This window comes from Nocardia pseudovaccinii NBRC 100343 (genome assembly GCF_001613225.1).
Classification (GTDB): Bacteria; Actinomycetota; Actinomycetes; order Mycobacteriales; family Mycobacteriaceae; genus Nocardia; species Nocardia pseudovaccinii.
Genome location: NZ_BDBY01000181.1, coordinates 40089 through 65344, shown reverse-complemented (window position 1 = coordinate 65344; position 25256 = coordinate 40089). Strand labels below are relative to the sequence as shown.

General features: G+C 65.5%; 21 protein-coding genes and 2 pseudogenes. 8 read left to right on the top strand and 15 right to left on the bottom strand.

Annotated elements, in window-relative coordinates; genetic code table 11:
* The 11 genes from NP3_RS49895 to NP3_RS22450 form a co-directional block, all read right to left on the bottom strand.
* On the bottom strand, window positions 1-272 hold a 272-nt coding region (locus NP3_RS49895), incomplete at its 3' end, for a hypothetical protein (protein WP_218024913.1).
* Between the two features lie 238 nt (window positions 273-510).
* Window positions 511-1488, bottom strand: coding sequence for a DUF4344 domain-containing metallopeptidase (locus NP3_RS22495; RefSeq protein WP_084508792.1), 978 nt, complete (start codon window positions 1486-1488; stop codon window positions 511-513).
* A gap of 263 nt (window positions 1489-1751) precedes the next feature.
* Window positions 1752-2027 (bottom strand): cytochrome C oxidase subunit IV family protein, encoded by a 276-nt coding sequence (locus NP3_RS22490; protein WP_063043570.1) that lies wholly within the window; start codon window positions 2025-2027, stop codon window positions 1752-1754.
* A 4-nt stretch (window positions 2028-2031) separates the two neighbouring features.
* Window positions 2032-2640: a cytochrome c oxidase subunit 3 gene (locus NP3_RS22485; protein ID WP_063043569.1), complete on the bottom strand. Its 609-nt coding sequence runs from the start codon at window positions 2638-2640 to the stop codon at window positions 2032-2034.
* A gap of 31 nt (window positions 2641-2671) precedes the next feature.
* Complete coding sequence (locus NP3_RS22480) at window positions 2672-3421, bottom strand: hypothetical protein (protein WP_063043568.1); 750 nt, start codon at window positions 3419-3421, stop codon at window positions 2672-2674.
* Window positions 3418-4161 (bottom strand): hypothetical protein, encoded by a 744-nt coding sequence (locus NP3_RS22475; protein WP_063043567.1) that lies wholly within the window; start codon window positions 4159-4161, stop codon window positions 3418-3420. The genes NP3_RS22480 and NP3_RS22475 overlap by 4 nt, the downstream gene beginning before the upstream one ends.
* 152 nt (window positions 4162-4313) lie before the next feature.
* On the bottom strand, window positions 4314-4961 hold the full coding sequence (locus NP3_RS22470; RefSeq protein ID WP_063043566.1) for a DUF305 domain-containing protein: 648 nt from the start codon (window positions 4959-4961) through the stop codon (window positions 4314-4316).
* A complete protein-coding gene (locus tag NP3_RS22465; RefSeq protein WP_063043565.1) occupies window positions 4958-6529 on the bottom strand; it encodes an LVIVD repeat-containing protein in 1572 nt (523 codons plus the stop codon). The genes NP3_RS22470 and NP3_RS22465 overlap by 4 nt, the downstream gene beginning before the upstream one ends.
* Before the next feature lie 670 nt (window positions 6530-7199).
* The gene (locus NP3_RS22460; RefSeq protein WP_063043564.1) at window positions 7200-7736 is read right to left on the bottom strand and encodes a VOC family protein; all 537 of its coding nucleotides are present in this window, start codon (window positions 7734-7736) and stop codon (window positions 7200-7202) included.
* 18 nt (window positions 7737-7754) lie between these two features.
* The gene (locus NP3_RS22455; RefSeq protein WP_063043563.1) at window positions 7755-8720 is read right to left on the bottom strand and encodes an LLM class flavin-dependent oxidoreductase; all 966 of its coding nucleotides are present in this window, start codon (window positions 8718-8720) and stop codon (window positions 7755-7757) included.
* Window positions 8713-9021, bottom strand: a complete 309-nt coding sequence (locus NP3_RS22450) for a DUF1330 domain-containing protein (protein WP_063043584.1) — start codon at window positions 9019-9021, stop codon at window positions 8713-8715. The genes NP3_RS22455 and NP3_RS22450 overlap by 8 nt, the downstream gene beginning before the upstream one ends.
* A gap of 395 nt (window positions 9022-9416) precedes the next feature.
* Here NP3_RS22450 and NP3_RS22445 point away from each other — a divergent pair, with 395 nt between their 5' ends.
* The 3 genes and pseudogenes from NP3_RS22445 to NP3_RS22440 all read left to right on the top strand — a co-directional run bounded on the left by NP3_RS22445 (window position 9417) and on the right by NP3_RS22440 (window position 12018).
* Window positions 9417-10757, top strand: coding sequence for a lipase family protein (locus NP3_RS22445; protein WP_063043583.1), 1341 nt, complete (start codon window positions 9417-9419; stop codon window positions 10755-10757).
* 134 nt (window positions 10758-10891) lie between these two features.
* A pseudogene (locus NP3_RS48130) lies at window positions 10892-11190 on the top strand (LLM class flavin-dependent oxidoreductase); the annotation flags it as partial.
* A gap of 102 nt (window positions 11191-11292) precedes the next feature.
* Entirely contained in the window at window positions 11293-12018 is a 726-nt protein-coding gene (locus NP3_RS22440) for an RNA-guided endonuclease InsQ/TnpB family protein (protein WP_218024914.1), read from the top strand.
* Window positions 12019-12423: 405 nt separating this feature from the next.
* On the opposite strand, the gene NP3_RS22435 is transcribed toward NP3_RS22440, so the two are convergent.
* Complete coding sequence (locus NP3_RS22435) at window positions 12424-12795, bottom strand: hypothetical protein (protein WP_157124463.1); 372 nt, start codon at window positions 12793-12795, stop codon at window positions 12424-12426.
* Window positions 12796-13134: 339 nt separating this feature from the next.
* Here NP3_RS22435 and NP3_RS22430 point away from each other — a divergent pair, with 339 nt between their 5' ends.
* The 3 genes from NP3_RS22430 to NP3_RS22420 all read left to right on the top strand — a co-directional run bounded on the left by NP3_RS22430 (window position 13135) and on the right by NP3_RS22420 (window position 20507).
* On the top strand, window positions 13135-18648 hold the full coding sequence (locus NP3_RS22430; RefSeq protein ID WP_063043561.1) for an ATP-binding protein: 5514 nt from the start codon (window positions 13135-13137) through the stop codon (window positions 18646-18648).
* Window positions 18649-18723: 75 nt separating this feature from the next.
* Window positions 18724-19365, top strand: a complete 642-nt coding sequence (locus NP3_RS22425) for a cutinase family protein (RefSeq protein ID WP_084508790.1) — start codon at window positions 18724-18726, stop codon at window positions 19363-19365.
* 77 nt (window positions 19366-19442) lie between these two features.
* Window positions 19443-20507 carry a sulfite oxidase gene (locus tag NP3_RS22420; protein ID WP_063043560.1) on the top strand — a complete coding sequence of 355 codons (1065 nt, stop codon included), beginning with the start codon at window positions 19443-19445 and terminating at the stop codon, window positions 20505-20507.
* On the opposite strand, the gene NP3_RS22415 is transcribed toward NP3_RS22420, so the two are convergent.
* Window positions 20480-21664, bottom strand: a complete 1185-nt coding sequence (locus tag NP3_RS22415; protein ID WP_063043559.1) for an NAD(P)/FAD-dependent oxidoreductase — start codon at window positions 21662-21664, stop codon at window positions 20480-20482. The two genes, NP3_RS22420 and NP3_RS22415, sit on opposite strands and share 28 nt — an antisense overlap.
* A gap of 2 nt (window positions 21665-21666) precedes the next feature.
* Here NP3_RS22415 and NP3_RS22410 point away from each other — a divergent pair, with 2 nt between their 5' ends.
* Complete coding sequence (locus NP3_RS22410; protein WP_063043558.1) at window positions 21667-22062, top strand: hypothetical protein; 396 nt, start codon at window positions 21667-21669, stop codon at window positions 22060-22062.
* Window positions 22063-22102: 40 nt separating this feature from the next.
* Window positions 22103-22756: pseudogene (locus NP3_RS22405) on the top strand (dienelactone hydrolase family protein); the annotation flags it as partial.
* Here NP3_RS22405 and NP3_RS22400 read toward each other — a convergent pair.
* Together NP3_RS22400 and NP3_RS22395 are read right to left on the bottom strand one after the other, a co-directional pair.
* A complete protein-coding gene (locus NP3_RS22400; RefSeq protein WP_063043580.1) occupies window positions 22737-23840 on the bottom strand; it encodes a CapA family protein in 1104 nt (367 codons plus the stop codon). The pseudogene NP3_RS22405 and the gene NP3_RS22400 sit on opposite strands and share 20 nt — an antisense overlap.
* Before the next feature lie 336 nt (window positions 23841-24176).
* The gene (locus tag NP3_RS22395) at window positions 24177-25226 is read right to left on the bottom strand and encodes an alpha/beta fold hydrolase (protein ID WP_063043557.1); all 1050 of its coding nucleotides are present in this window, start codon (window positions 25224-25226) and stop codon (window positions 24177-24179) included.
* Window positions 25227-25256 lie beyond the last annotated feature (30 nt).

Below are 25256 nucleotides of genomic sequence, written 5' to 3'. Positions count from 1 at the left end.
ACAGGTGCCTGCTGATCAACAGGCTGTTGCTGGTCCGCGGGTGGTTGCTGTTGATCCACCGGTTGCTGGTCAACCGGCAGCTCGAGGCCGGGAATTTCGATCGGCCCCGGTTGCTGTTCAAGACCGGGAATCCCGCCCAGCTGATTCATGATGTCGTCGAATCCCTGGCTGAGCTGTGTCGTCGTATCCTGCGGATCTGTCGTGGCGCCACCGCAACCCGCGGCTCCGCCGAGCTGGTTCATGATGTCTTCGAATGGGTTTTCCTGTGACAATTTTCGCCCTCCATGGGTCTCTGTCGTCGGATTGTGGATGGGGCCAATCCACGTCTGGACTTCCCGGTACCAATGGCTCGTGATCTATGGTCCGGACATACGACGGCAGGAAATAGACACCTGAGGGGGAGCAAACCCACACCCTTGGAGGCGGGCATTCGCCCCGAAGGTGAACGCTGTGGCCGCCTGCGACGTCAACCGCGTCCATTCTCGTAGACAGCGCGGGAAGACGACTCGCCTAGCGCGTAGGGGTGGCTGATTGCGTTTGGGTCGTGGAAGAAGGAGTCGCATTCGGGGTACCGCTGGCTGCGGCTGGGGCACCGAGGCCGGTCTTGATATAGGGATTCAGCAGGGTCTGCCACGCGGCCTTCATTCTGTTGTATTCGTCGGGACACGCGGCGGCGCGCTGATACGGCAGGAAGCCCCTCTTCTCTGGCTCACCCGGTTTGTTCACGAGTATGTCGAGCACGTTGGGTTGGGAACCGTAGGACCAACACACGAGGTTGTAGGCGCGTACCTGGTTGAGCGAGTGCTCGTCGGCGAAGGAGCGCGCATCGAGACTTGCGGGATCGTCGGAGATATCCATCCAGAAGTCGGACGCTGCGGCTACGCTACCGGCACCGAGGCGACCGGGGATGGTCAATAGGACCAGGGCGCCGAGCTGGTCCGCGGAGTCCTCTTCGCGTCCTGTCGCGGGCAGTGAATACAGGTTGATCGCCATGTGTGCGGACTCATGGAAGGTGATCATGCGAGTTACGCCGTCGAAGTAAAGGTTGAAAATGTCAGTAGTTCCCATAACATTTGTATTCGCAGGTTCCGCAGCCTGCAGCTTCGCATATCGCTCGGCGACCGCGAACATCTCGTAACACAGGGTCAACGACTGGTTCTTCGGATCCCAGTACGCGTTGAACTCGCCACATTCCTTGGCGATGACGGGAATGTCCTTGGGTAGCTTGTACATCGCTCCGAGGGCATCGGTAAGTTCTTCGAGGACCTTGTTGTCTTGAATGGCCTGCTTGCCTTCTTTGGCAAGATCCGAAGCCATCGCACGCTCGTACTTGGGCACGAACTTTCCGGTGTCCGCGACTTTGCTCGTAGTTGCGGCGCTCGTCGTCGCCTGCGACGCCGACTTGCTGTCTTTATCCGATGAACATGCCGTGGTCGCCGCGGCCAGTATGGCCACCGCCCCGGCCCATCGACACCATTTGGGAATCATTGCATTACGCCTCTCCAAGTCGCAGGGCGCGCGCTACGCGATGATTGCTAAATGGTAGCAAGCTCGCGTGTTCGGCATGTTGGGTTTTCCTGCGCCTCGCAGAGGCGTTGTCTCGGGTCAGGGGTTCGCCGAGGTCATCGGTATCCCGTTTGGTCGCTCACCCTCGACTGCTCGATTCCTCGGTCGCGCCGACAGGCGGAAGCGGCATTGCTGTCGTGTAACCAAATGACCGCTTCGGTGCGCTCGCGGCGCCGATGTCTCGGTCAGTAGAGGTATATGGCCAGCGCCGCAGCCCACAAGGTGAGCAGCCAGATATCGATGAAAAGGCGCAGCCACCGCGGCCCGGTGCGTACTTCCATGAAGTACTGGATGACGAGTCGGCCCTTGATGACTGCCATGGTCAACACGGCGACTGTGATCGTTGTGTCGGCGGTGGGCCGGGCGGTGTGGTCGGTGTGGCCCAGCAACCATGAGAGCAGGGTGATCACGCACAGGGTCGCCCAGACGCAGGTGATCCGTGCGGCGGCTGTCGGATTCATCGCGTCACCTCATCACGTAAACGAGAGCGAAGATGATGAGCCAGAGCAGGTCCACCATGTGCCAATAAACGGCTCCGGCCTCGACCAGCGATATCCGGCGCTGTGGGTTGCGGAGCTGGGCGTAGACGACGGCCAGGAAAACGAGTCCGAGCCCGACGTGGAATACGTGGATGCCGGTGAGCATGTAGTAGTACATGAAAAAGTCGTTGTGCGGGAACGTCATTCCCCGTCCGACTTCCACGGTCCATTCGTATGCTTTGATCAGGATGAACAGCACCCCGCAGGCGCCGCCGGAGATGACCAGCTGCCGTGACCGGTCGAGATCACCTGCGCGCGCGGCGATTACGGCTCGTGCGACGAGCCAGGAGCTGGTGATCAGCACCAGCGTGTTCACGAATCCGATGTTGAGGCTGAGGTGCTGCTGGGATTCCAGGAAGATGTCGCGGTGCCGGTCGCGGTCGACCAGGAAGATCAGGAAATAGATCCCGAAGATGATCAGGTCGCCGAGCACGAAGATCCACATGTCGATGTCGCCGGGCAGGTGTGTGCCGGGCGGTCGGTCGAGGTCGGCGACGGCGGACCCGTCATCGGTGGTTCGGTCGGTATCCGTCATGGCGTGTGGTCCTGTTCGATATCGCGCCGGGTCAGTCCTGCACCTGTTCATCGGCAGCCTGATTCTTGATCGCCCGGTAGAGGAGGGTGATCATGGATATCTCCCACCCGACGAATATCGCAGTGCCCAGCCAGAAACTGATGGCGCCGTTCCACGCCAGGGTGCCCGATTGGAAAACCCATACCGGGGCGGCGAGGATTTCGGTGACGATCATCCAAATCGATATGTAGGCAAGCCATTTGGGGAAAATGCCGTTGTGGTCGAGGAAGATCGCCAGGGCCAGCACCATGCATTGGGTGGCGAAGCAGCCCAATGAGCCGACGAACGACAGCAGGCCGAGGTCGTACAGCATGGCGACGAGCTGCGGGTCGCGGTCGGGCCGGAAGGTGGCCGCTAGGAAGGCGAATGCGGCGAATAAGCACCCCGGGATCGCACCGACGGCCAGCGCGGCGATATAGGCGTAGGCGAATACCGGGCTGACCGACATCCGCTTCATCTGGTAGGCGATCAAGCCGTTGGCCAGTCCGGTGAACCCGATCACCGCCATCAGCAGCGCGAAACCGATCCGTATGGTCAGCGAGTGGTCCTGGAAGAATTCGACGATCTGCGCTGTGGTGATATCGGGTCGCGGTGGTGGCATCACCCGGGTGAGCGCGACGAAGATCAGCCCGAATACGTTGTAGAAGATCGGTATCGACCACCAGCAGATCCACAGGTCGGTCTTGCGGTTTCGGGTACTGCTCGGGGCGATGGCGGCCGGTGCCGTACCTGCGGTGGTCATCGCGCGGCCCCTTGTTCGTCGGCTTGGCGCGCGACGGCAGCGCGGACGACGACGAACATCACGGCGAGGTAGAGGCCGAAGGCGACGATCCGCAGCCAGAACGACACCACACCGTTCCAGGCCAGCGGGCCGCTGCGGAAGATGACCGAGCAGGCCGACGGCGTCATCGCGAGGGCGACGACCAGGCTGAAATGTGCCACCCAGCGCGGGAAGATCGGCCGCGGCTGGCGGTCGAGGTAGATGGCCAGCGCCAGACAGACTCCCTCGGCGACGAGCATGCCGACCGGTGCGGTGAATGTCAGCCAGGCCAGGTCGTTCAACAGTTGGACGAGCTGCGGGTCGCGTTCGGCGCGGAACGCCGCGACGAGCCAGAAGATATCGGCGATCGCGAACAGTGTCGCGCCGGTGACCACCGCGGCCAGGTAGCTGTAGGCGAGTACCTGACTCGGCGTTGCCATGCGCTTCATCTGGACGACGATCACCGTGAAGAACGGGATCAGCATGATCCCGCAGAGGTTGTAAGTGATCATGCTGAACCGGATCATCGCGGTGTGCTGCCGGTAGAAATCGGCCACCTGGTCGGCGGTCAGCTCCGGTGACATGGGCGGGAAGAACCCGGGAAATGCCAAGAACGCGATCAGCAGCACGGCCCCGAAACCCGGCAGCAGCCATAGACCGATCCGCTGTGCTGTCACTGTGGTGGCGGCGGGGGTTCGTTCCGGTTCAGCGATGGTCTGCATAACGCCCTTGATTCGAAATGTCTTGCAACCTGGTCGATCCGAGCGACGCGGCGGTCCGGCCCGGATCTCCCGGCCGATCGTGCCTGAGGCTAGCCGATCGGATAACTTAATTCTCCAAATTCGGTAATTCGATTTGCGCTGACTATGGTCGGTCAGCTCGGGGTGCTGCGCTGCGTCAACAGCATCATCAGGCCGATCTCTCTGCTCTGGGTGTCGATCATGTCGCGTGCCGCCTGTTTGACGATGCCGCTGGACAATTGGCGATCGGCTGCCTGGGCCATCTGGATGCCACCGGCATGGTGGCGCTGCATGAGTTGCAGGAACAGCGCTCCCGCGTCGGCACCGCGCGCCGCCGCCAGCGCGTCGAGTTCGGCCTGGGTCGCCATGCCGGGCATGAGGTCGCCGGTCGCGGCGGCAGTGCCGGTCGCGTGCTGATGCTGGGTGAGGTTCGTTCGGTCGGTGTGCATCCAGGCCATCGGGTGCGGATTGATCGTGACCACGCGGGCCAGCCGCAGCCAGCCCAGCAACATTCCGATCTCGGTGCGCTGGGCGTCCGAAATCTGTTGTGCCAGCGCCCGTACCGTCGGATCGACTCCGGTGTCGAGTCGCTGTGTCATGACCAGTGCCTGGCTGTGATGCGTGACCATATCCTGTGCGAAGCCGATCTCGGTACTGCTGAGGACGGGCGGTGCGGGCTTGTCATCGGCTATCAGCAGCGGTCGGATGGCCGCGCCGACCGCCAGCAGCAGCACGGCCAGGCTGACCAGCGCGGCACTCCTGATCCAGGTCCGCCGGGTCATGAGCCCATGGTCGAATGCTGGTCGGCAGGCGGGGTGTAGACGCTCGAATCCAGTTGCAGCGCAAGGAATCCGTTATCGGCACAGGTCGTCCACAATTGGTTGCCGCGCCATTCGGGCGCGGAGAAGCACCAGTCCGAGGAGAGATCGCCGAAGGCGAGCATGCCGGTGCGCGGACCGGTGGCCTCGGATAGATCGAACTGGCCCTGCAATATGGTCTGGACCACCGTCGGTGACGCGAGCAGCGGTGGACCGATGATCGAGGCGAGTGCGTGCGGCGAGTTCGTCAGCTCGGTGTTGTGTCCGGTGTGCGCGGGCGGGTTGTAGTAGGCGATCTCGCGGATGTCGAGCGGGTCGCGGACATCGAATACGCGGATGCCGGAAGAGGTCCAACTGCAGGCCAGTGCGGTGGGATCGGCAGGCCGATCCGCGGCGCAGTAGTGCGCGTCGTAGGCGAACAGTGAGCCGCCCGCGGCGGAAGCCATTGCGATGTCCTCGTTCTGGGGCAGATCGATCTCGAGTTTGATGGTGTTGCGCAGGCGTGGATTCGTCGCGTCGGAGACGTCGAACAGCTTTACGCCGCCGGACCCGGCCTCATTGGTGGCGAAGACATAGGGCGTGCCTCGATATGTGACCGGGATATTGTGCTGGGTGGCCCAACCGTCGGTCCAGGCGATGTTGGCCAGTTGGCGCACTTGCGGATTCGGATCGCGGCGCTGGACAGCGCTGATATCGAGGACCATGAGTCCGCCGAAGTTATTGGCGAGATACATGGTGTTGCCGTCGGGACCGAAGCCGAAGCCGTGCATGGACAGTCCGGGCAGGTTCTGCCAGATGACACGCGGATTGGCCGGATCGGTGAGATCGACCGCGCTGACGAGGCCCGGGGCGACGCCCGAACTCCAGTAAGTGTTGCCGTCGGGGGAGAAGCCGCCCTCGTGTGCGGTGATCGGCAGTGGCATGTTCAAGCTGGTCCCGGTGCCCGGGTTCAGCAGCCGTGGGTGCGCGCAATCGGAGATGTCGTAGACCGAAAGCAGGCCCGCGCCGGTCAGGAACGGCGCGCCCGCACCGACGAGCAGTTTGCGAGTCTCGTTGACCTTCAAGCTTTCCCAGGTTCCCGCCAGCATCGCCGGTTCGTTCAACGTTTCGGTCAGCACCGGCGCGGTGGGATCGGAGACGTCGAGCACCTGCACACCTTGTTCGGCCCCCAGCAGGTTGCCCGGGAAGAAGGTGCCGACGTAGACGCAGTGGTCGAAGCTGACCGAGGAGATGCCGCCGCCGCGCCCAGCGTAATTGCCGACCTGCGACATATTGCACCGGTAGCCGAGGGTGCTGCGACCGTTGTTCCGGTCGGCGGCGGGTACGTCGCCCTGGTGTCCGGATTCCGGGTCGGAGCCGGGGCCGCACTCGGCGCGGGCGACGGCGATATCGGTGAGCCCGGAGATTTCTCGAACACTGCCAGTTATGTCCGACTGCGGTTGGGCGGCAAGGGTTCCGGTCGGCAGCAGCAGTGCCGTGGCCGCGACCGTCACCAGGGAACGCCGAGCCAGGGGGAGCAACGATGATGTCATGGTGGCCCTCGGGGACGAGGGTTGCCTTTCGTGTCGGTCGTTCCGGTCGGCCGCGGGGCTGGTGGTCCTTCGATCGGCGGCTGCGGAAATCCATTGAGATGTGACTGCCATGGTGGCGGCTGTGCGATCTCACAATCCGGACTGTGCTGTCCGGTTACTACTCGGTAGTGTGCGCGAGGGGCTATCCGGAGTCAAGACCTGTGCTGTGGCGGATCGCTTACCCCAGCTGATCCAGCAGTGCGCGAGTTGCTTCGATGGCAGGCCGGATCCGGTCGGCATGACCGACGCCGCTGCGCGCCTCGGTCAGTTGCGGAATCTCAAGACCGACCACGATTTATCCGCCGCCCGCCCAGCTCGTGCAGCGCCTCGATCTCCGGTGCGCGGTCGCGTGCCTCTACTTCCGGCCGGACGATGAAACTCTCGCCCAGTGAAATCGTGACACCGCGGTTCCGCAGGGCGGCGCCCATCTCACGGCGCAGCTTCGTGTCGGTCGAGAGTGAAAAGTGCGGATAGCCGAGCGGGCTGTTACTCGTGCTCTGCAGTGACGTCGATATGTTCTGGACGCCCAGATCCGCTGCCAGGTCGACGAATTCGATCCGTGGCAGGCCGAAGACGCTGAGATGTTCTATGCCGATGCGCGCTGCATGCGATTCCCCGTTCGAAGCGCTGGCTAGTCGGCAGTATCACCCGCGAGGAAGCGCTGCCAGACCGCGTGATCCGTACGCTGGCCGCCGGGCGTATCCGCACCGTATCGGGTGATCTCCGACGCGAGGTCGAGCGGCATGGTCGGTGCGGTCATACCTCGCAATTCCTGCTCGATCGCGGCATCCGGCACCAACCAGCACACTTCGAATTCGATGCCGTCGGGGTCGGCTCCGTACAGCGACTTGGTGACCGCATGGTTCGACGCTCCGGTCAGGGCGTCCGCCGCCCGCAGTGCATCCTTGACCCGCCCCAACTCGCGCAGCGTGTCCACCTCCCAGGCCAGGTGGTACAGCCCGACTCGTCCGGTGCGGTGCGTCGCGGCCGGTTCGGTGGATCGGAACAGACCCAGGTCGTGGTCGTTGGCCGAACCGGCCGCCTGTAGGAAGACCCCACCCGGAATTACGCCGATCTGTCGGAAGCCGAGAACCTCGCGGTAGAACGTGGCCGAGCGCTCCACATCGGAGACGAACAGGACGGCGTGGTTCAGGCGCTGGACTGGCACGAAAGTTGCTCCGTTTCCTCAGTGCTCGACCGATGCGAAGGCCCGCAGTTCGCGGACGACATCGGGACCGGTCGGCATGTACACGACCTCGCGGTATCCCGCCGCGTCCAGGTTCGCCACTGCCGCGGCGATTTCCGAGCGCTCGCCTACCATCGTGGCGACATCGATGTGCTCGAGCAACAGGCGATCGCGGTCGGAAAGGTGGGTGAAGTGACCCTCGAATGCCCGCGGACGCCGCTCGTCTTCGGGTGTCCCGGATTCCAGTACCTCGCGCCACGCGCTACCGCCGGGCATCGCGTCGACGGCATTCGCACCACCGGCGGCATAGGCGACGTGCCAGTCGACGACCCGGCACGGCCCGATCGCCTCGCGCACTCGGCTCGATCCGTGGTCTTCGCCGGTCTCTAGCACCGTGCCGGAGACGGTGATGGCGGTGGGCAGGATGGGATGGACCGGTCCGATGACACCGTCGGCCGCCGAGGTCGCCAACTCGGCGCCGCGCGGGCCGAAGGCGCTCAGCCACAACGGCGTATCGATCGGGCGCGGCGCGGCCAGTCCGGTGGTATGCAGCATCCGGGCCGGTTGACCGTCGATGACAGCGGTCTCGCCCGCGAGCAGGGTGCGTACGACCGTGACGTATTCCGCTAGGGCGCGCAAGGTCATCGGGCGCTGGCCCATCGCCAATCTGGCGGTGAATCCGGTACCGAAACACGCGCGGAACCGGCCGCTGGACAGGCGTGTGATGGTCGCGATCGCACTCGCCATCGCCATTTCCGAACGCTCGGTCGGAATCAGCACGGCGGTGCCGAGACCGATCCGGCTGGTCCGCTGCGCCGCCAGCGCCAGATGCACGAACGGGTCCTCCCACAGCGGCGCGGAACCGTAGATCCATACCCGGGCATAGCCGAGGGATTCCGCCAGTGCCGCCAGATTGGCGAATTCCGGACCCGGCGGCAACGCGCAGGACAGTTCGATCTCACTCATGCGGCGGCATTTCGAAACCTGCGACTATGACCGCGTTGCTGTCGGCGGCGGCCTGGCGCAGCGGCTTGGCCCGCCCGTAGCCTTCCGACTCGTACCAGGCGCGTGCCGCCTCCACCGATGCGAACTCCATCACGATGGTTCGATCACCGTGCCAGGAACCTTCGAGGACTTGCGGATTGCCATCGACGACCAGCGGCACCGCGCCGCTCTCCATCATCGATGGTGCGGCGGCGCGCTCGTAGGCGGCCAAACCCGCCGGATCCCGAATTGCTTCGGTCAGGATCACGTATCCCTTCGGCATCAGTTCATCCCTTCGATCGCCTGTGATCAGTAGGTGGCGCTGCTGTGCGCCCCTCCGGGCGAAAGCTGCATAGACCGGCTGGCCCGCAACCTTCATACCAACGGACGGACGGCCCATCCCTGACCGACTTCCGCTGAGTGGAAAGACCAGGACCGAGCGCCGGAGGATTCGATGACGAAGCTGTGATAACTTGGTTACCGCCAATAACCGGGTTACTCGAAAGATCCGACGACGCACGCAACTCGTGCGGCGCTCGCCCGGACCGCGATTTCAGGTCGAGGCGTCGACATCATCGACGCGACCTGCCGCGTCCGTTTCGTGTGGGGCACAACTCCTTTCACCACATATGCACGCGTGGTTCATGCGCGTAAGAGCTCCGCAGAGAAGGAAGAATGATGTCAGGACAACGGCACAAGTCCGCAGCGAATCGGCGGCGGCCGAACAGGTTTGGGCATGTGGTGGCCGTCGTGAGCACGCTGAGCCTGGCCGCTGTGGTCGCCTGCGCCGGGCCGGGGCAAGCCTCGGCCGAACCGACGAACGATTTCTACCTTCCCCCTGCACAATTCGACGCGACGCGCGGAGCCGTTGTCAAGACGGTCGATACCTCGGTGTACCTGGCGCAGCCGACGGACAACGGCAAGTGGCCGATACCGGCGAAACAGGTCATGTACACAACACGGACCGAGGACGACGCCCCGGTCGCGGCCACCGGCATCTTCATCGACTCCGACCAGCCCTGGCGCGGATCCGGTCCGCGGCCTACCGTCATCATCGCCCCCGGCACCACGGGGCAAGGCGATCAGTGCGCGATGTCGCTGGCCTTCGCCACGGGGGTCTACGCCCGCGTCACGCCACCTGCGCTGTCGGTCAATCAGGAGGCGCTCGCGGCACTGGCGTGGAATTCCTTGGGCGCGCGCGTTTTCGTCACCGACTACATCGGCATGGGCACACCCGGCATCCATACCTACGTCAACCGCATCGAGGAGGCGCACGCCGTCCTCGACGGGGCCCGCGCGGCGAATGCGCTGTCGGGCAGCGGAACCGACACCCCGCTCGCGTTCTGGGGCTATTCGCAGGGCGGTGGGGCGACTGCCGCGGCCGCCGAGATGCAGTCCGGCTACGCTCCCGAATTGAATCTGAAGGGCACCTGGGCCGGCGCGCCCACCGCGGATCTCTCGGAGATACTGCGGCAGGTCGACGGAGTGCTCATCAGCGGCGTGACCGGATTCGCCGTCAACGGGATCCTCGCCCGCCATCCGGAACTGCAGCCGCAACTCGACGCGCGCACCGCGCCCGAGGGCAAGGCACTGCTGCGTGAGCTGGCCGACGAGTGCATCGCCGATGTCATCTTCCTGCACCCGTTCATGCGATCCGCCGACTTGACCGTCGACCACCGCACGATGTCGGATCATTTGCGCGAGATCCCGGAGCTCGTCGGCATTCTGGACCGGCTGCGTATCGGCTCACTGAAGCCGACCAGTCCGGTGTTCATCACCAGCGGCCGCAATGACGACACCGTCCCCTACGGCCAGGCCAGGCAGCTGGCGACCGACTGGTGCGGTCACGGCGCGACCGTCACCTTCCGCACCAACGAGCTGCCGCCCATCCTCCCCGGGGCCACCATCCCGAACCACTTCGGTCCGGAGCTGATCGATGGCTATGGAACCAATAACGCGATCGGCTACCTCGTCGACCGGTTGAACGGAATACCCGTGACGGGATGCACCATCGACTGAAGGTATCGGAGTTGCCCGCCCCGGGGTTCGGCGATCCAAAGTCCGTGCCGCCGGTCCCGCACGCGCAGGTATTGCACCTCACAATGTCCTCGGCTTGACCTTCACACATATGTGAAGGTTCGAGTATTCGGGTCATGCAGATAGGCATCACCACCTTCGTTACCGACGAGGGCATCAGCGGTCCGAAACTCGCTGTGGCACTGGAGGAGCGGGGATTCGAATCGTTGTTCCTGCCCGAACATTCGCATATCCCCGCGAGCCGGAAGTCCCCGGCCCCGGGGGCGGCGAATTGCCTCGGGAGTATTACCGCGCGCTGGATCCGTTCGCCACCCTCGGCGCCATCGCTGCGGTCACCGAACGCTTGATCCTCGGTACCGGGGTGACTCTGCTGGTCCAGCGCGATGTCATCCATACCGCGAAGGAGGTCGCCACCCGCTGCCTGTCCTGGCAGCTCGACGCCAGCACCGTATCCATCTGGACCGTCAACGGCCGCGTCAGGAACATTCCGTTCGCCTGCTCCCCGCAACAGGCGAAGATGCTCACCGATCACCGACGAGGTGAATCCGACCTCGTGTACCGGGGCGGGAACTGGTACCTGTACGCGACCCGCGACGTGCCCGAACCGGAGCCCACCCACCCGACCGGCGGGTTCTTCGGAGTGGATCTCGGCATCGCCAACATCGCCACCACCAGCGACGGTGCTGTCCACGCTGGAAAACACCTCAACCAGGTCCGGCATAGAAACCGGCGGCTACGCAAACGCCTCCAACAAAAAGGAACAAAATCAGCGAAGCGGCTGTTGCGTAAGGTCTCCGGCCGCGAGAAGCGGTTCGCCGCCGACACCAACCACCGTGTTTCCAAGACGATCGTGACCGAGGCTCAACGCACCTCACGCGGTATCGCCCTCGAAGATCTGGGCGGTATCCGCGAGAGGGTACGGCTACGCAAGCCCCAGCGGGTCACGCTGCACTCCTGGAGTTTCGCGCAACTGGGCACCTATATCGCTTACAAGGCGAAACGCGCCGGGATCCCCGTCACCTATGTCGATCCCGGGTATACGTCCCAGCAATGCTCGGGGTGCGGGCACACCTCGCGGAAGAACCGGCCCGACCAGGCCACCTTTGTTTGCACGTCATGCGGTTTCGCTGAACACGCCGACGTGAACGCAGCCCGCAACATCGCCGCACGCGCTGTTGCGGGCTGGGCAGTGAGTCACGCTGCCGACGACGCGACCGAGCCCACGCCAGCCAGGTGCGGGTAAGAGCTGCAAGCTCGGCCCTTCAAGGCCGAGAAGTCGACGTGGTACGTGATCCAGGTTGCGGCCTGTTTCCGGGCGCACGATCTGCCGTCCAGTGCGCACTGAGGCGGTAGTCGTCGGCGCGATTCTCGGATTCGACGCGGTGGCTCTCACTGGTTTCAGCTCGTTGGGATGGTTGTGAAACGCTCGCTCATTTCGCGACCACCACGCTCAGGCTCGTATTCGCCATGCTGACCACGTATTCCGTGGCTGCCGAACACATGCCATATACCTGGCGCGGCACGGTGGGAACTCCTGAGAGGGAGGCGAGCAGTTGAAAGTACTATCGCACGCCGACATCGCACTGTCCGCGCAGTCGTTCACCGTCGCAGGACGCGGCTTGGTACCACTGCGCGCTCTCTAACCGCATCACGGGCCCGACATCGTCTCGGGGTCCATGCTCGCGGCCTCGAGGTTCTCGGCAGCGAAACGGGCGATCGTGCAGGCCTGGCGCGTCAGCGCTTCCGGGTGCGCAGTTCGCTGCGCCAGCGTGGCACGGATCCGATCCAATGACGCCGTGGCATCGCCGGTCGCTCGGCGGAGCACGGAGTAGCGCTGGTCGAGTTCGCGGTAGGCGAGGTCGATGTCGTGGTAGCGGCGGCGCAGGTCGGCCATATGGTTGAGCAGGTCGGCCACCTCACGCGTGGTCAGGGTGAGGGTCGGGTGCTCCTCGCCGGAGAGGATCGCCTCGCCCGCGACCTCGGCGCAGCGCGCGTGCAGTACATCGAGAATGTCGCCCACACAGATCACCTCCCACACTGCGCTCGAATCCGAGAGAATGATTGCAGGTCAACGCATCTGACGATGGTCGGGCGCGAATCGACGCTGCCTCTCGATTGATTGCTTTGATCGATACGCGACTGGGCTACGACTCGATCACGGGTACGGTACTGGAATCCTGCCGACCGAGGAATTCCGCCACTAGTGTCGTAGACATAAATGAGGAATTTCGCACGATACGCGCGGGTAACCAGCTGACGCTGTGTACTTGGGCGCAGTAGGAGTGCAAACTACGCCGGACCGGCAGTCGCAAACCGTCGCCCGACCGGGCCAGTGCTGTGGAGTGGAAGGAGTTGGCGCGTGTTCAGCCGCATCGCCATCGTGAACCGGGGAGAGGCCGCTATGCGCCTCATCCATGCCGTCCGAGATCTGGCCGCGGAGACCGGGCGACCGATAGAAACCGTCGCTTTGCACACCGATGTCGACCGGAACGCGACATTCGTGCGCGAGGCCGACATCGCCTATGACCTCGGCCCGGCGTCCGCGCGCCCGTATCTGGATCTGAAGGCGCTCGAGCTCGCTCTGCTGACGACCAAGGCCGATGCCGCGTGGGTCGGTTGGGGTTTCGTCGCCGAGGATCCGGCATTCGCCGAGCTGTGCGAGCAGATCGGCGTCACCTTCATCGGCCCCAGTCCGGAGGCCATGCGCAAGCTCGGTGACAAGATCGGTGCGAAGCTGATCGCGGAGGAAGTCGGCGTGCCGGTCGCGCCGTGGAGCCGCGGTGCTGTCGAGACCGTGGACGCCGCCCTCGCGGCCGCCGCCGAGATCGGCTACCCGCTGATGTTGAAGGCGACCGCCGGTGGTGGCGGCCGGGGTATCCGGGTCATCACGAACGACGCCGAGCTCGTCGATGCCTACGAGCGCACCCGTCAGGAAGCCGCGCGTGCGTTCGGCAGCGGCGTGGTCTTCCTGGAACGGCTGGTGACCGGCGCCCGGCACGTCGAGGTCCAGGTGATCGCCGACGGCCGAGGCGCCGCGTGGGCGCTCGGCGTCCGCGACTGCTCGGTGCAGCGGCGCAATCAGAAGGTCATCGAGGAGTCGGCGTCGCCGGTGCTGCGCCCCGAGCAGGCGGCCGAGCTCAAGGCGTCGGCCGAGCGGTTGGCGATCGCGGTCGAGTATCGCGGCGCCGCGACCGTCGAGTTCCTGTACCACCCCGGTGACGAGCTGTTCGCATTCCTCGAGGTCAATACCCGACTGCAGGTCGAACACCCGATCACCGAGTACACCACCGGTTTCGACCTGGTTCGGGCCCAGCTGCTGGTGGCATCGGGCGGCAAGCTCGAGGGCGAACCACCGGCCGAGCGCGGGCACGCGATCGAGGCCCGGCTCAACGCGGAGGATCCGGACCGCGACTTCGCGCCCGCTCCGGGCCGCATCGCCCGGCTGGATCTGCCCGCCGGGCCGGGCATTCGAGTCGACACCGGTGTCAGCGAGGGCGACACGATTCCCGCCGATTTCGACTCGATGATCGCCAAGATCATCGCCTACGGTCGAAACCGCGACGAAGCGCTGGGCCGCTTGCGCCGGGCAGTGGCGCAGACCCGGGTCGTCATCGAGGGCGGCGCGACGAACAAGAGCTTCGTGCTCGACCTGCTGAACCAGCCCGAGGTGATCGACGCGAGCGCCGACACCGGCTGGATCGACCGTGTTCGCGCCGAGGGGCGCCTGGTATCGCATCGCCACTCGGCGGTCGCGGTGGCCGTCGCCGCTATCGATGCCTATGAAGAGGACGAGCGCGTCGAGCGGCACCGGCTGCTCTCCACGGCGGCCGGCGGCCGTCCCCAGGTGCAGCACGAGAGCGGTCGGCCGCACGACCTCAAGTTGCGCGGCGTCGGCTACCGGGTGCGCGTGGCACGGATCGGTGCGCACCGGTTCCGCATCGGCATCGAGGCGGGCGGCGAAATGCGTGCCGCCGACGTCGATCTCGAACGTTTCGACCGCCACACCGGGCAGATCGTGGTCAACGGCACCCGGCACCGCGTGATCACCGGCACGCATGGGCCGATCCATCTGGTCGATGTCGACGGTGTGACGCATCGGATCAGCCGTGACGAGGGTGGCGTCGTCCGCTCGCCCGCCCCCGCGCTGGTCGTTGCCACGCCGCTGGAGGTCGGTGCCGAGGTCGAGGCGGGTGCACCGGTGCTGGTACTCGAGAGCATGAAGATGGAAACGGTACTGCGCGCGCCGTTCCGGGCTCGGTTGAAGGAATGCGCTGTTACCGTCGGCACCCAGGTCGAGACCGGCGCGCCGCTGCTGCGGCTGGAGCCGCTCGTCGAGGACGACGAGGCCGCGGACGCCGAAGAAGTCGCGTCGGTCGAACTGGACCTGCCGGACGAGCCCGCACCGGACCGGCCGCACGAGGGCATCGCCCGCAGCCTGCAGGACCTGCGCAGCTTGCTGCTCGGCTTCGACGTCGACCCGCACAACGAGCGCCGCGTGCTGGACCACTACCTCGCCGTGCGCCGGGCGGCCATCGCGGACAACCGCAGGCCTCTCGCCGATGAGATCGAACTCGTGCAGGTGTTCTCGGACCTGTCCGAACTGAGCCACAACCGGTCGTGGGACGAGGACGGCGTCCAGGGCCACGTGCACAGCGCCCGCGAGTACTTCCACACCTACCTGCAGAGCCTCGATGTCGAGCGGGCCGGGCTGCCGGAGTCGTACCAGGCCAAGCTGGCCAAGGCGCTCGGGCAATACGGCGTCGCCGAACTGGATCGTTCCCCGGAGCTGGAAGCCGCTGTCTTCCGGATCTTCCTCGCCCAGCAACGGCCGTCCGACACCGTCACGGTCATCACCACCTTGCTGCGCGAGTGGCTGGGTGAGCCGGTGCCGGACCGGGCGCTGCGCGAGCCGGTCGGTCTGGCGCTGGAACGACTGGTGGCCGCGACGCAGGTGCGCTTCCCCGTGATCGCCGACCTCACCCGCGGTCTGGTGTACTCCTGGTTCGGCCAGCCGCTGTTGCGGCGCAACCGCGCCCGCGTCTACACCAATGTTCGTAAACAGCTGAGCCATCTCGACGCGTACCCGGAAACGCCCGATCGCGCCGAGCGCATTTCCGAGATGGTGCGCAGCACCGAGCCGCTGGTGCGGCTGCTCGGTCAGCGGTTGGTGCGCGGCAGTGCCGACAACACCGCCATGCTCGAGGTGCTGACCCGTCGGTACTACGGCAACAAAGGCCTGGCCGGGGTGCACACCCGCGAGGCAGGCGGGTGCACCTTCGTGATCGCCGAGCGCCGCGGCCTGAGCCTGGTATCGGCGGCGGTGAGTTTCGACGCGCTCGACACCGTGCTGCGCGGTCTCACCGAGCTGGCGACCGTGGCCGCGTCCATCGAGGTCGATATCTACCTGAGCTGGGAAAAGCAGCCCGAGGACTTCGACGCGATGGCGGCAGCACTGCAGGAAGTGCTCGGTACTCGGCCGTTGCCGAACCAGATCCACCGGATCACCGCGACCGTCGCGGGCAGCGGCGGTGCGGTGATGCACCATCACTTCACCTTCCGCCCGTCCGCCACCGGCATGGCCGAGGAGCGGTTGATCCGCGGCCTGCATCCGTACATCGCGGAGCGGATGCAGATGAAGCGGCTGCGCAAGTTCGACCTCACCCGGCTCCCGTCCTCGGACGAGGAGATCTACCTGTTCCGGTGCATCGCGAAGGACAACGCGTCCGACGAGCGTCTCGTGGCATTCGCACAGGTGCGTGACCTGACCGCGCTGCGCGAGCACGACGGCCGGTTGCTGGCGCTGCCGACGGCCGAGAGCACCATCGCCACCTGCCTCGACTCGATCCGCCGGGCGCAGTCGCAGCGGCCGTCGGCCAAACGGTTCCACACCAACCGCATCGTGATGTACATCTGGCCCCCGGTCGAGATGACCCGCGCCGAGTTGGAGACGATCATCGACCGGGTGCGGCCGACGACCGCGGGTGCCGGGCTGGAGGAGATCCTGCTCATCGCACGGCACCAGGACCGGAAGTCCGGTGAGTTGATCAAGGTCGCCGTGCGCATCGCCTTCGACACCACCGGTGGTACCGAGGTGACCATCGGCGAGCGGTCCGGCGAGGTGGTCGAGCCGATCGACGAGTACCGGCAGAAGGTGCTGCGGGCCAGTAGCCGCAACACCGTGTACCCGTACGAACTGACCGGTCTGCTCGGTGAGTTCGCCGAGTACGACCTCGACGCCGATCACACGCTCGTGCCGGTCGACCGGCCCAAGGGACGCAATAAAGCCGCGATTGTCGCGGGTGTGGTCACCACGCCGACCGAGCAGTATCCGGACGGCATCACCAGGGTGGTGCTGCTCGGTGACCCGACGAAATCGCTCGGCGCGCTCTCGGAACCGGAGTGCCGTCGCGTGATCGCCGCGATGGACCTGGCCGAACAGATGCAGGTGCCGCTGGAGTGGTACGCGCTGTCCTCGGGCGCCCGGATCTCGATGCAGTCCGGCACCGAGAACATGGACTGGGTGGCGGCGGCGCTCAAGCGGATCGTCGAATTCACCCAGGACGGCGGCGAGATCAACATCGTGGTCTCGGGCATCAACGTCGGCGCGCAGCCGTACTGGAACGCCGAAGCCACCATGCTCATGCACACCAAGGGCATCCTGGTGATGACGCCGGACTCGGCGATGGTGCTCACCGGCAAGCAGGCGCTGGACTTCTCCGGTGGTGTGTCGGCCGAGGACAACTTCGGTATCGGCGGCTACGACCGGGTGATGGGTCCGAACGGGCAGGCGCAGTACTGGGCGCCGAACCTGCACGCCGCACGGGACGTGCTGATGTCGCACTACGACCACACGTATGTGGCGCCCGGCGAGCAGTCGCCGCGGCGGTCGCGGACCAGCGACCCCATCGACCGCGACGTCTCCGACTTCCCGCATGTCGTGGCGGGCAGCGACTTCACCACGGTCGGCGAGATCTTCTCCGCCACCGCGAACCCGGACCGCAAGAAGCCGTTCGACATCCGGACCGTGATGCGGGCGGTGGCCGATCAGGACCACCCGGTGCTGGAACGCTGGGCGGGGATGGCCGATGCCGAGACGGCCGTGGTGCAGGACGCGCGGCTCGGCGGTATTCCGGTGTGCCTGCTCGGCATCGAGTCCAGGGGAGTGCAGCGCCGCGGCTACCCGTCCACCGACGGGCCGGACACCTACACGGCGGGCACGTTGTTCCCGCAGTCCTCGAAGAAGGCCGCGCGGGCGATCAACGGGGCCAGCGGCAATCGGCCGCTGGTGGTGCTGGCGAACCTGTCGGGCTTCGACGGCTCGCCGGAATCGATGCGGAAGTTGCAGCTCGAGTACGGCGCCGAGATCGGCCGTGCGATCGTGAACTTCCAGGGCCCCATCGTGTTCTGCGTGATCTCGCGCTATCACGGCGGCGCGTTCGTGGTGTTCTCGAAGCTGCTCAACCCGAGCATGACCGTGCTCGCGCTGGAAGGCTCGTTCGCCTCGGTGCTCGGCGGTGCTCCCGCGGCCGCGGTGGTGTTCTCCGGTGAGGTCGACGCCCGTACGGCAGCCGATCAGCGCGTGCGCGATCTCGAGGTACGTGCCGCGAACGCGCTCGGCGCCGACCGTGCGGCTCTGACGGCGGAACGCGACGAGGTCAGGTCGTCGGTTCGCACGGAGAAACTCGGCGAGGTCGCGTCGGAATTCGACCGCGTGCACAACATTCAGCGCGCCGTCGAGGTCGGTTCGGTCGACGCCATCATCCGTGCCGCCGAACTGCGCCCCCGCATCATCGAAGCCATCGAGGCGGGTCTGCCCGGCCGACTGTCGTCGTCCATGTGCCGCACAGCGGAGTACATTGAGACTTGTCTCTGACAAGTGTCACTCGACGCCTCACAATGACGTGAGGGCTGAGGAAGCACTTCTCACAACGGCGTGAGAGGTGAGGAAATGGGCGACCGAAAGGTGGTTCTGTTCAAAAAGTGGCCGATGGCATCGGCATTCGCGGTCTTGCTGATCGCGGCGAGTGCCGTGCTCGGTCCGCATGCCGCGGCACAGTCGTGCGCCGCGGTGGATCTGGTGGTGGCAAGGGGCACCCAGGAACCGGGGTACCTCGGAACTTTCGTCGGTGATCCGCTGTACGACGCGATGCGGCGGGCATTACCGATGAGCGTGCGTGCGTATTCGGTGAACTACCCCGCGAATCTGACGGATATGAGCGCGGGTAGCGCCGATCTGGTCGCACATGTCGCATATCAAGCCGCAGTCTGCCCGGATCAACAGTTCATACTCACCGGCTACTCGCTGGGGGCGGGCGTGGTGCATGGCGCGCTCGGCACCGGTATCGTCGCCGGGCTGCCAGGGGTGGTGCGACTGCCCGGCCATCTCGTCGATCGCGTGGCCGCCATTCTGCTCTTCGGTGACCCGCTGCGCTTGATCGGGTGGAGCGTTCCCGACCGGTACGCCGACCGCACCGCCGAATTCTGCGCGGCCGGTGACCCGGTCTGTGGCGGAGGAGCCGACCCCGCGGCGCACGCCCGCTACGGTGATTTCGTCGGTGCCGCAGTGGGATTCAGCGCAGCGCATTTGTAGCTCCTGTCGGACCCGACCGGGCAGTCCTATACTGACCCCGGCAGCCTGTCCATCTCGATGAGAATCAGCCCGAGCCGATGACCGAACTCGTCTCGCGCGCGCAGGGCGTCCGGTTCGACGAGCTCGCGCTGGCGACGCGCAACCACGGCATGCAACTCGAGGGCATGCGGTACGACATTACGCCCATCGGCATGCACTACCTGCTGATTCATTTCGACATCCCCGAGATCGACGCATCGTCGTGGCGACTGCGGGTTACCGGGAATGTCGAGCGCGAACTGGAGTTGTCGCTGGACGACATCAGGTCGCGACCGGCGACGACGATTCCGGTTACCCTCGAATGCGCGGGTAACGGACGCACGGGGATGGACCCGCGCAATGTCAGCACACCGTGGGGCCTCGAGGCGATCGGCACGGCGGCATGGACGGGCACCGCACTCGGTGGGATTCTCGACGACTGCGGTATGCGCGACGAGGCGGTCGAGGTCGTATTCACCGGGGCCGATCGCGGATTCCAGGACAATGTGGAGCACAATTATCAACGCTCCCTGAGTATCGGCGAATGCCGCAGACCCGAGGTCCTGCTCGCCTACGAAATGAACGGCGCACCGCTCCCGCCGCAGCACGGCTTTCCATTGCGACTGCTCGTGCCCGGCTGGTACGGGATGACGAGCGTCAAATGGTTGCGGAATATCGAAGTCGTCGACCGGCCCTTCACCGGGCTCCAACAGGCGGTGGCCTATCACTACCAACGCGATGTCGACGATCCGGGGGTACCGGTGTCGCGAATCAAGGTGCGTGCGTTGATGATTCCGCCTGGCCTTCCCGATTTCCCGAGTCGGCGACGCACGGTCGACGCCGGTGCGGTCCTCCTCCGCGGCCGTGCGTGGTGCGGAACCTCGCCCGTGGTACGAGTGGAAGTCGGCGTCGACGGTGTCTGGCGGGACGCCCAATTGGATAGCAGTGCCGCCGAATTCGCCTGGCGCAGTTGGAGTTACACCTGGGAGGCGCGACCGGGCGAGTATCGACTGAGCTGCCGCGCCACCGATGCGGACGGGAATGTGCAACCGGCCGAGCAATTCTGGAACCGCCAGGGCATGGGAAACAACCTGATTCAGGAGTTCTCGGTAACTGTCCGTTGATCGGAAAACCAGCGCCGAATACGCGTGGCGGCGAATTCCGCCTTCTCGGTGGCCAACTCGGTCGAGGGTGTGACGAACGGCGCGACCGGCTTCGGTCCGGAAAGGAAGTCGGCGTCGACCTTGCCGACGAGACCGTCGCCGAATTCGATGTAACAGGAGCCCTGGCCGAGATACTTTCCGGGCGCGGGTGTTCCGTGTAATTGCGCGGCGATATGCGCGGCAACCGTGCGGGCGGCGTTCTCTGCGAACACCCCTGCGCGCGGCACCGGCGCGTCCGCGCAGTCACCGATGGCGTAGACGCCCGGATACGGGGTGGCGAGGGTGCGCGGGTCGACGTGAATCCAACCGTCGGCGCCGTCGACGGTCAGCCCGGATGCCTCGACGACGGGCGGGACGCAATGGGTCGGGATGCCGATGAACAGGTCGTAGGCGAGGTCACCGGTGCGGGTGGCCGCGATATGGTTCTCCGGGTCGAGCGCGTGGACCCGCCGCCCCGGAGAGTAGTCGATGCCACGTTGTGCGAGCGCGTCGACAAGCGCCGCGGAGGTGTCCGCGGAGACCGGGATCGGTGAGTCCATCGGCGTCAGCACGTGCATGCGGGTGCGGTCGCGGATGCCGCGACGGGTCAGCAGTTCGTGCAGCAGCATCGCGCCTTCATAGGGTGCGGGCGGGCACTTGAACGGAACGCTCAACACCGAGATGAGAACAGTGCCACCGTCGAAATGGGCCAGCCGATCGCGCAGTCGGCAAGCACCCCGGATCGAGTAGTACTCGTGACCGTCCGCGACGAAACCCGGGGTAGCGGCCGGGTCGTAATCGGCGCCCAAAGCGACAACCAGAAAGTCCGGGTCGTAACTGGTGCGGTCGGTGTCGACGCGGCGGGTCTGCGGGTCGATCGAAATGACTTGCTCCTGCCGGAACTCGACTCCGGGAAGGGCCAGGTCGCGGTAGCTGACGCGCAGGGATTCCGGGGTCCGGTCGCGGAACAGGATCTCCAGCTTGGAGAAGCCGAACGTGAACCCGTCGTTGCGGTCGACGAGTACTACCCGAACCTCGCCGGGCAGCGACTCGGACAGGCAAGCCGCCAATTCCAGTCCGCCGAATCCGGCCCCCAGAATGAGCACGGTCGGCGTTCGAACATTCGCGGGTATGGACATAGTTGAACGCTTTCACCTTGGGAGATGGTGCTGGTGTGGAAAAGCGTGTTGTGGCGAAATTCCCCGATAGCCCGTCGTTCCCGAGCGTGTTGATCGCGTTTTCCATTGTGCGCGCCACCGTGGCCGAATGGAACCCGGATTTTACCGGCGCGCATACTTGCAGCAATTGCTGTTGCGCCGTTTCGCCGCAGACGGCGAAGGCCGCCTTCGTCAGACTCATGGCAGGCGACCGGAGCTGGATCGACGGCAATCTCGACCACCCCGCCGTGATCCGGATCGGTGTGAGCTATTGGCCCGCAACCAGCAGTCGTACGACGTCGTACTGGCGTGTGTCGACTCGCGCGTTCAACGGAGCCCCGGCCTCATCTCGGCTTGCGCATGACCGGCCGGGCGGGTAGTCCGGATACCAGGAGGTGTTCGATGTCGCCCTCCGCATCCGATCCCCTGACGCGGACAGAAGAAGTCATCATGTCGTCGGAGTCCATCCGACTGACCGGGATACTGACCGTCCCACCGAACTCCACCGGTCTGGTCGTCTTCGCGCACGGCAGCGGTAGCGGTCGCCACAGTCCGCGAAATCGGCTGGTCGCCGATGTGTTGAATCGGGCGGGACTCGCGACCATGCTCGTCGATCTACTGACCGCGGCCGAGGAAGGTGACCGTGCGCGGGTCTTCGATATCGAGTTGCTCGCCGAGCGTCTCGTCGCGGTGACTCGCGGACTTCGGACGCGGGTGGTTCTGGGCGGGCTTCCCACCGGATATTTCGGGGCGAGCACGGGTGCCGGTGCCGCATTGTGGGCGGCCACCGAACCCGGCGCCGAAATCGCGGCCATCGTCTCCCGTGGCGGCCGCCCCGACCTGGCCGGACCGCGGCTGACACACGTCCGCGCGCCGACGCTCCTGATCGTCGGCGGCAACGACCGACAGGTGCTCATGCTCAATCGCGAGGCCCAACTGCGGATGCCGTGTCCGAGCGAGATCGACGTCGTCCCCGGTGCGACGCACCTGTTCGAGGAGCCAGGTGCGCTCGAGCAGGTGGCGGACCTGGCCCGCGACTGGTTCCGCCGCCACCTCAGTGTTGTGCGGTCTTGAACACCACCGGTAGGTCGTCGGGCCGCAGTGCGACCCGGGTGCCGAAGTCGCGACTGATGTGCTCGATCGTCTCGCACAGCCATCGAGATTCGTTGCGCGTGGCCGATTGCAGGCGCATGCGCCGGATCCGCAGTGGAATCATTCGGGTTTCCAGCACGCCGGGATCGATGGACACCAGATATAGCAAGCGAAGCTCCGGGCGATAACGCTCATAGCCGCGGATACCCTCGTAGTCATCGATGACATCACCGCATCCGTACAGAATCGGTTTGCCTCGGTAGATCTCGATCGGCCGCGGATGGTGCGCGGAATGCCCGTGCACAAGGTCGATTCCGGCGTCGAGCAACCGATGCGCGAACTGCCGTTCACTCACCGGCACCCTGTAACCCCAATTGGGCCCCCAATGCACGGAGACGATCGCGATATCGCCATCGCGCTTGTGCGCCAGCACTTCTGCCGCCACCTCGTCGGCGGCACGAATATTCGGTGTTTCGCCGATCCACCACAGCCCCGGCCGATCACGGCGAGCCGCCCAATGTTGCGGAACCCCGCTCGATCCCGCACCGACCGAGACGACTACCACTCGTCGCCCGTCATCGAGTTCCGATATCGCCGGGGCCCGGGCATCGTCGAGATCCGCGCCCGCCCCGGCGCGCCGGATGCCCGCGGTATCGAGTGTTTCCACCGTGTCGGCCAGCCCGCGAATACCGAAATCGAGAATGTGATTATTGGCCAGCGCGCACACGACCGGCGCGATCGCGGTCAACACCGGCACATTGTCCGGGTTCATGCGGTAGTGGATGCCTTTGAGCGGTGCGAACGCGCCGTCGGCCGTAATCGAGGTTTCCAGATTGATCAGTCGTACCTGCGGGGCGAGCTGAGCAAGAATCGCCAGGACGTCGCCCCATGGGTGGCCGAAATCCACGGGACGGTCGAATTCACCATTCGTCTGCTCCGCCAGTTCCGCATACGTCCGCGCATCCTCGACGCACCGTTCGCGCAGCGTCGGATCACCGGGGTGCGGGAGAATCTGATCCACACCGCGGCCCACCATGACGTCGCCGCCCAGCAGCACCGTCGCCATACCCCATTGTCGATCATGTCCGCGCGGGGCGTTGCGCTTCTCGGTCACGTGTTCACGTGCTCGTCGAGGTCGACAGACTCTAGCCGCCCTGTCGAACGCCTCACCTGATCGCACACTCATCTCATCCTCGAGAGCTCATTCCCGAGCAACTCGTCGAGGCACTGGCCGCCTGTCGCGGTGCGCTCCTGGTCGTCAGCCATGACTACCGGTTCCTGCGACGGCTCGGCATCGACACCGTCATCGAGCTCACCTCCGATGGCAGCATCCGAATGCGCGGCTCTCTGTAAGAGCTGCGGCGGCCTCGTCGTTCGTCGAGGCCGCCGCAACGGGGTGGTGTCAGAGGTGGTCGGCGTCGATGATCGCCTGGGCGAACGGGTGCGGGGCTTCCTGAGGGACGTTGTGCCCGATGCCATCCAGGACGCGGTGCTCGTACTTGCCGGTGAACTTGGCGCGGTACGGTTTTCCGTCCTTGGCCGCGCCGTCGAAGTCGCTGGCGATGGTGATGGCGGGCACGGTGATAGCCGGTCCGGTGGCGAGTTGCTGCTCGTAGGGGTCGTATTGCGGTTCCCCCGGCGCCAGGCTCAGTCGCCACCGGTAGTTGTGGATGACGATGTCGACGTGGTCGGGATTGTCGAAGGCCGCGGCGCTGCGGTCGTAGGTGGCGTCGTCGAAGTTCCACAGCGGGGACGCGCGCTGCCAGATGAGTTTGTTGAAGTCGTGCCGGTTGCGGCTGTAGCCGAGGCGTCCACGTTCGGTGGCGAAGTAGTACTGGTACCACCAGCCGAGTTCGGCTTCCGGTGACAGCGGCTGCTGCTGGGCGGCCTGCTGGGTGACGAGGTATCCGCTCACCGCGACGATCGCCTTGCAGCGTTGCGGCCAGAGCGCGGCGATGATGTCGACCGTCCGTGCGCCCCAGTCGAATCCGCCGAGGATGGCCTTGTCGATGTGCAGTGCGTCCATGAAGTCGACGATGTCGCGCGCGATAGCCGATTGCTGACCGCTGCGGACAGTCTGCGCGGACAGAAAGGTGGTCGTGCCGTAACCGCGCAGGAACGGGACGATCACCCGGTAACCGGCGGCGGCCAGCAGCGGCCCGGCATCGGCGTAGCTGTAGGCGTCGTAGGGCCATCCGTGCAGGAGGATGACCGGTTGGCCTGTGCTGGGCCCGAATTCGGCGTAACCGACATTGAGGACACCGGCGTCGATCTGCTTGATCGGGCCCAGTGCGGTATTGGCGCCCGAGCCTGCCCGCAGGCCCGGGTTGGCCGCCGTGCTGGTCACCGAAGCGGTGGTGGAGTCGGTGACGCAGGCGCTCAGCGAGGCCGCGGCCAGGCTCGCGGCGCCCGCCGCCAGCGCCCCACCGAAAAGTCGTCTGCTGATGTCCATCCGCACTCCCGCGTCGCTGTCGTCTTGGCT

What these genes read in the sequence shown, in the direction of transcription:
- NP3_RS22495 (WP_084508792.1), bottom strand. Translation starts at nt 1,488, where the DNA reads ATGATTCCCAAATGGTGTCGATGGGCCGGGGCGGTGGCCATACTGGCC.
- NP3_RS22490 (WP_063043570.1), bottom strand. Translation starts at nt 2,027, where the DNA reads ATGAATCCGACAGCCGCCGCACGGATCACCTGCGTCTGGGCGACCCTG.
- NP3_RS22485 (WP_063043569.1), bottom strand. Translation starts at nt 2,640, where the DNA reads ATGACGGATACCGACCGAACCACCGATGACGGGTCCGCCGTCGCCGAC.
- NP3_RS22480 (WP_063043568.1), bottom strand. Translation starts at nt 3,421, where the DNA reads ATGACCACCGCAGGTACGGCACCGGCCGCCATCGCCCCGAGCAGTACC.
- NP3_RS22475 (WP_063043567.1), bottom strand. Translation starts at nt 4,161, where the DNA reads ATGCAGACCATCGCTGAACCGGAACGAACCCCCGCCGCCACCACAGTG.
- NP3_RS22470 (WP_063043566.1), bottom strand. Translation starts at nt 4,961, where the DNA reads ATGACCCGGCGGACCTGGATCAGGAGTGCCGCGCTGGTCAGCCTGGCC.
- NP3_RS22465 (WP_063043565.1), bottom strand. Translation starts at nt 6,529, where the DNA reads ATGACATCATCGTTGCTCCCCCTGGCTCGGCGTTCCCTGGTGACGGTC.
- NP3_RS22455 (WP_063043563.1), bottom strand. Translation starts at nt 8,720, where the DNA reads ATGAGTGAGATCGAACTGTCCTGCGCGTTGCCGCCGGGTCCGGAATTC.
- NP3_RS22450 (WP_063043584.1), bottom strand. Translation starts at nt 9,021, where the DNA reads ATGCCGAAGGGATACGTGATCCTGACCGAAGCAATTCGGGATCCGGCG.
- NP3_RS22445 (WP_063043583.1), top strand. Translation starts at nt 9,417, where the DNA reads ATGTCAGGACAACGGCACAAGTCCGCAGCGAATCGGCGGCGGCCGAAC.
- NP3_RS22440 (WP_218024914.1), top strand. Translation starts at nt 11,293, where the DNA reads ATGCTCACCGATCACCGACGAGGTGAATCCGACCTCGTGTACCGGGGC.
- NP3_RS22425 (WP_084508790.1), top strand. Translation starts at nt 18,724, where the DNA reads ATGGGCGACCGAAAGGTGGTTCTGTTCAAAAAGTGGCCGATGGCATCG.
- NP3_RS22420 (WP_063043560.1), top strand. Translation starts at nt 19,443, where the DNA reads ATGACCGAACTCGTCTCGCGCGCGCAGGGCGTCCGGTTCGACGAGCTC.
- NP3_RS22415 (WP_063043559.1), bottom strand. Translation starts at nt 21,664, where the DNA reads ATGTCCATACCCGCGAATGTTCGAACGCCGACCGTGCTCATTCTGGGG.
- NP3_RS22400 (WP_063043580.1), bottom strand. Translation starts at nt 23,840, where the DNA reads ATGGCGACGGTGCTGCTGGGCGGCGACGTCATGGTGGGCCGCGGTGTG.
- NP3_RS22395 (WP_063043557.1), bottom strand. Translation starts at nt 25,226, where the DNA reads ATGGACATCAGCAGACGACTTTTCGGTGGGGCGCTGGCGGCGGGCGCC.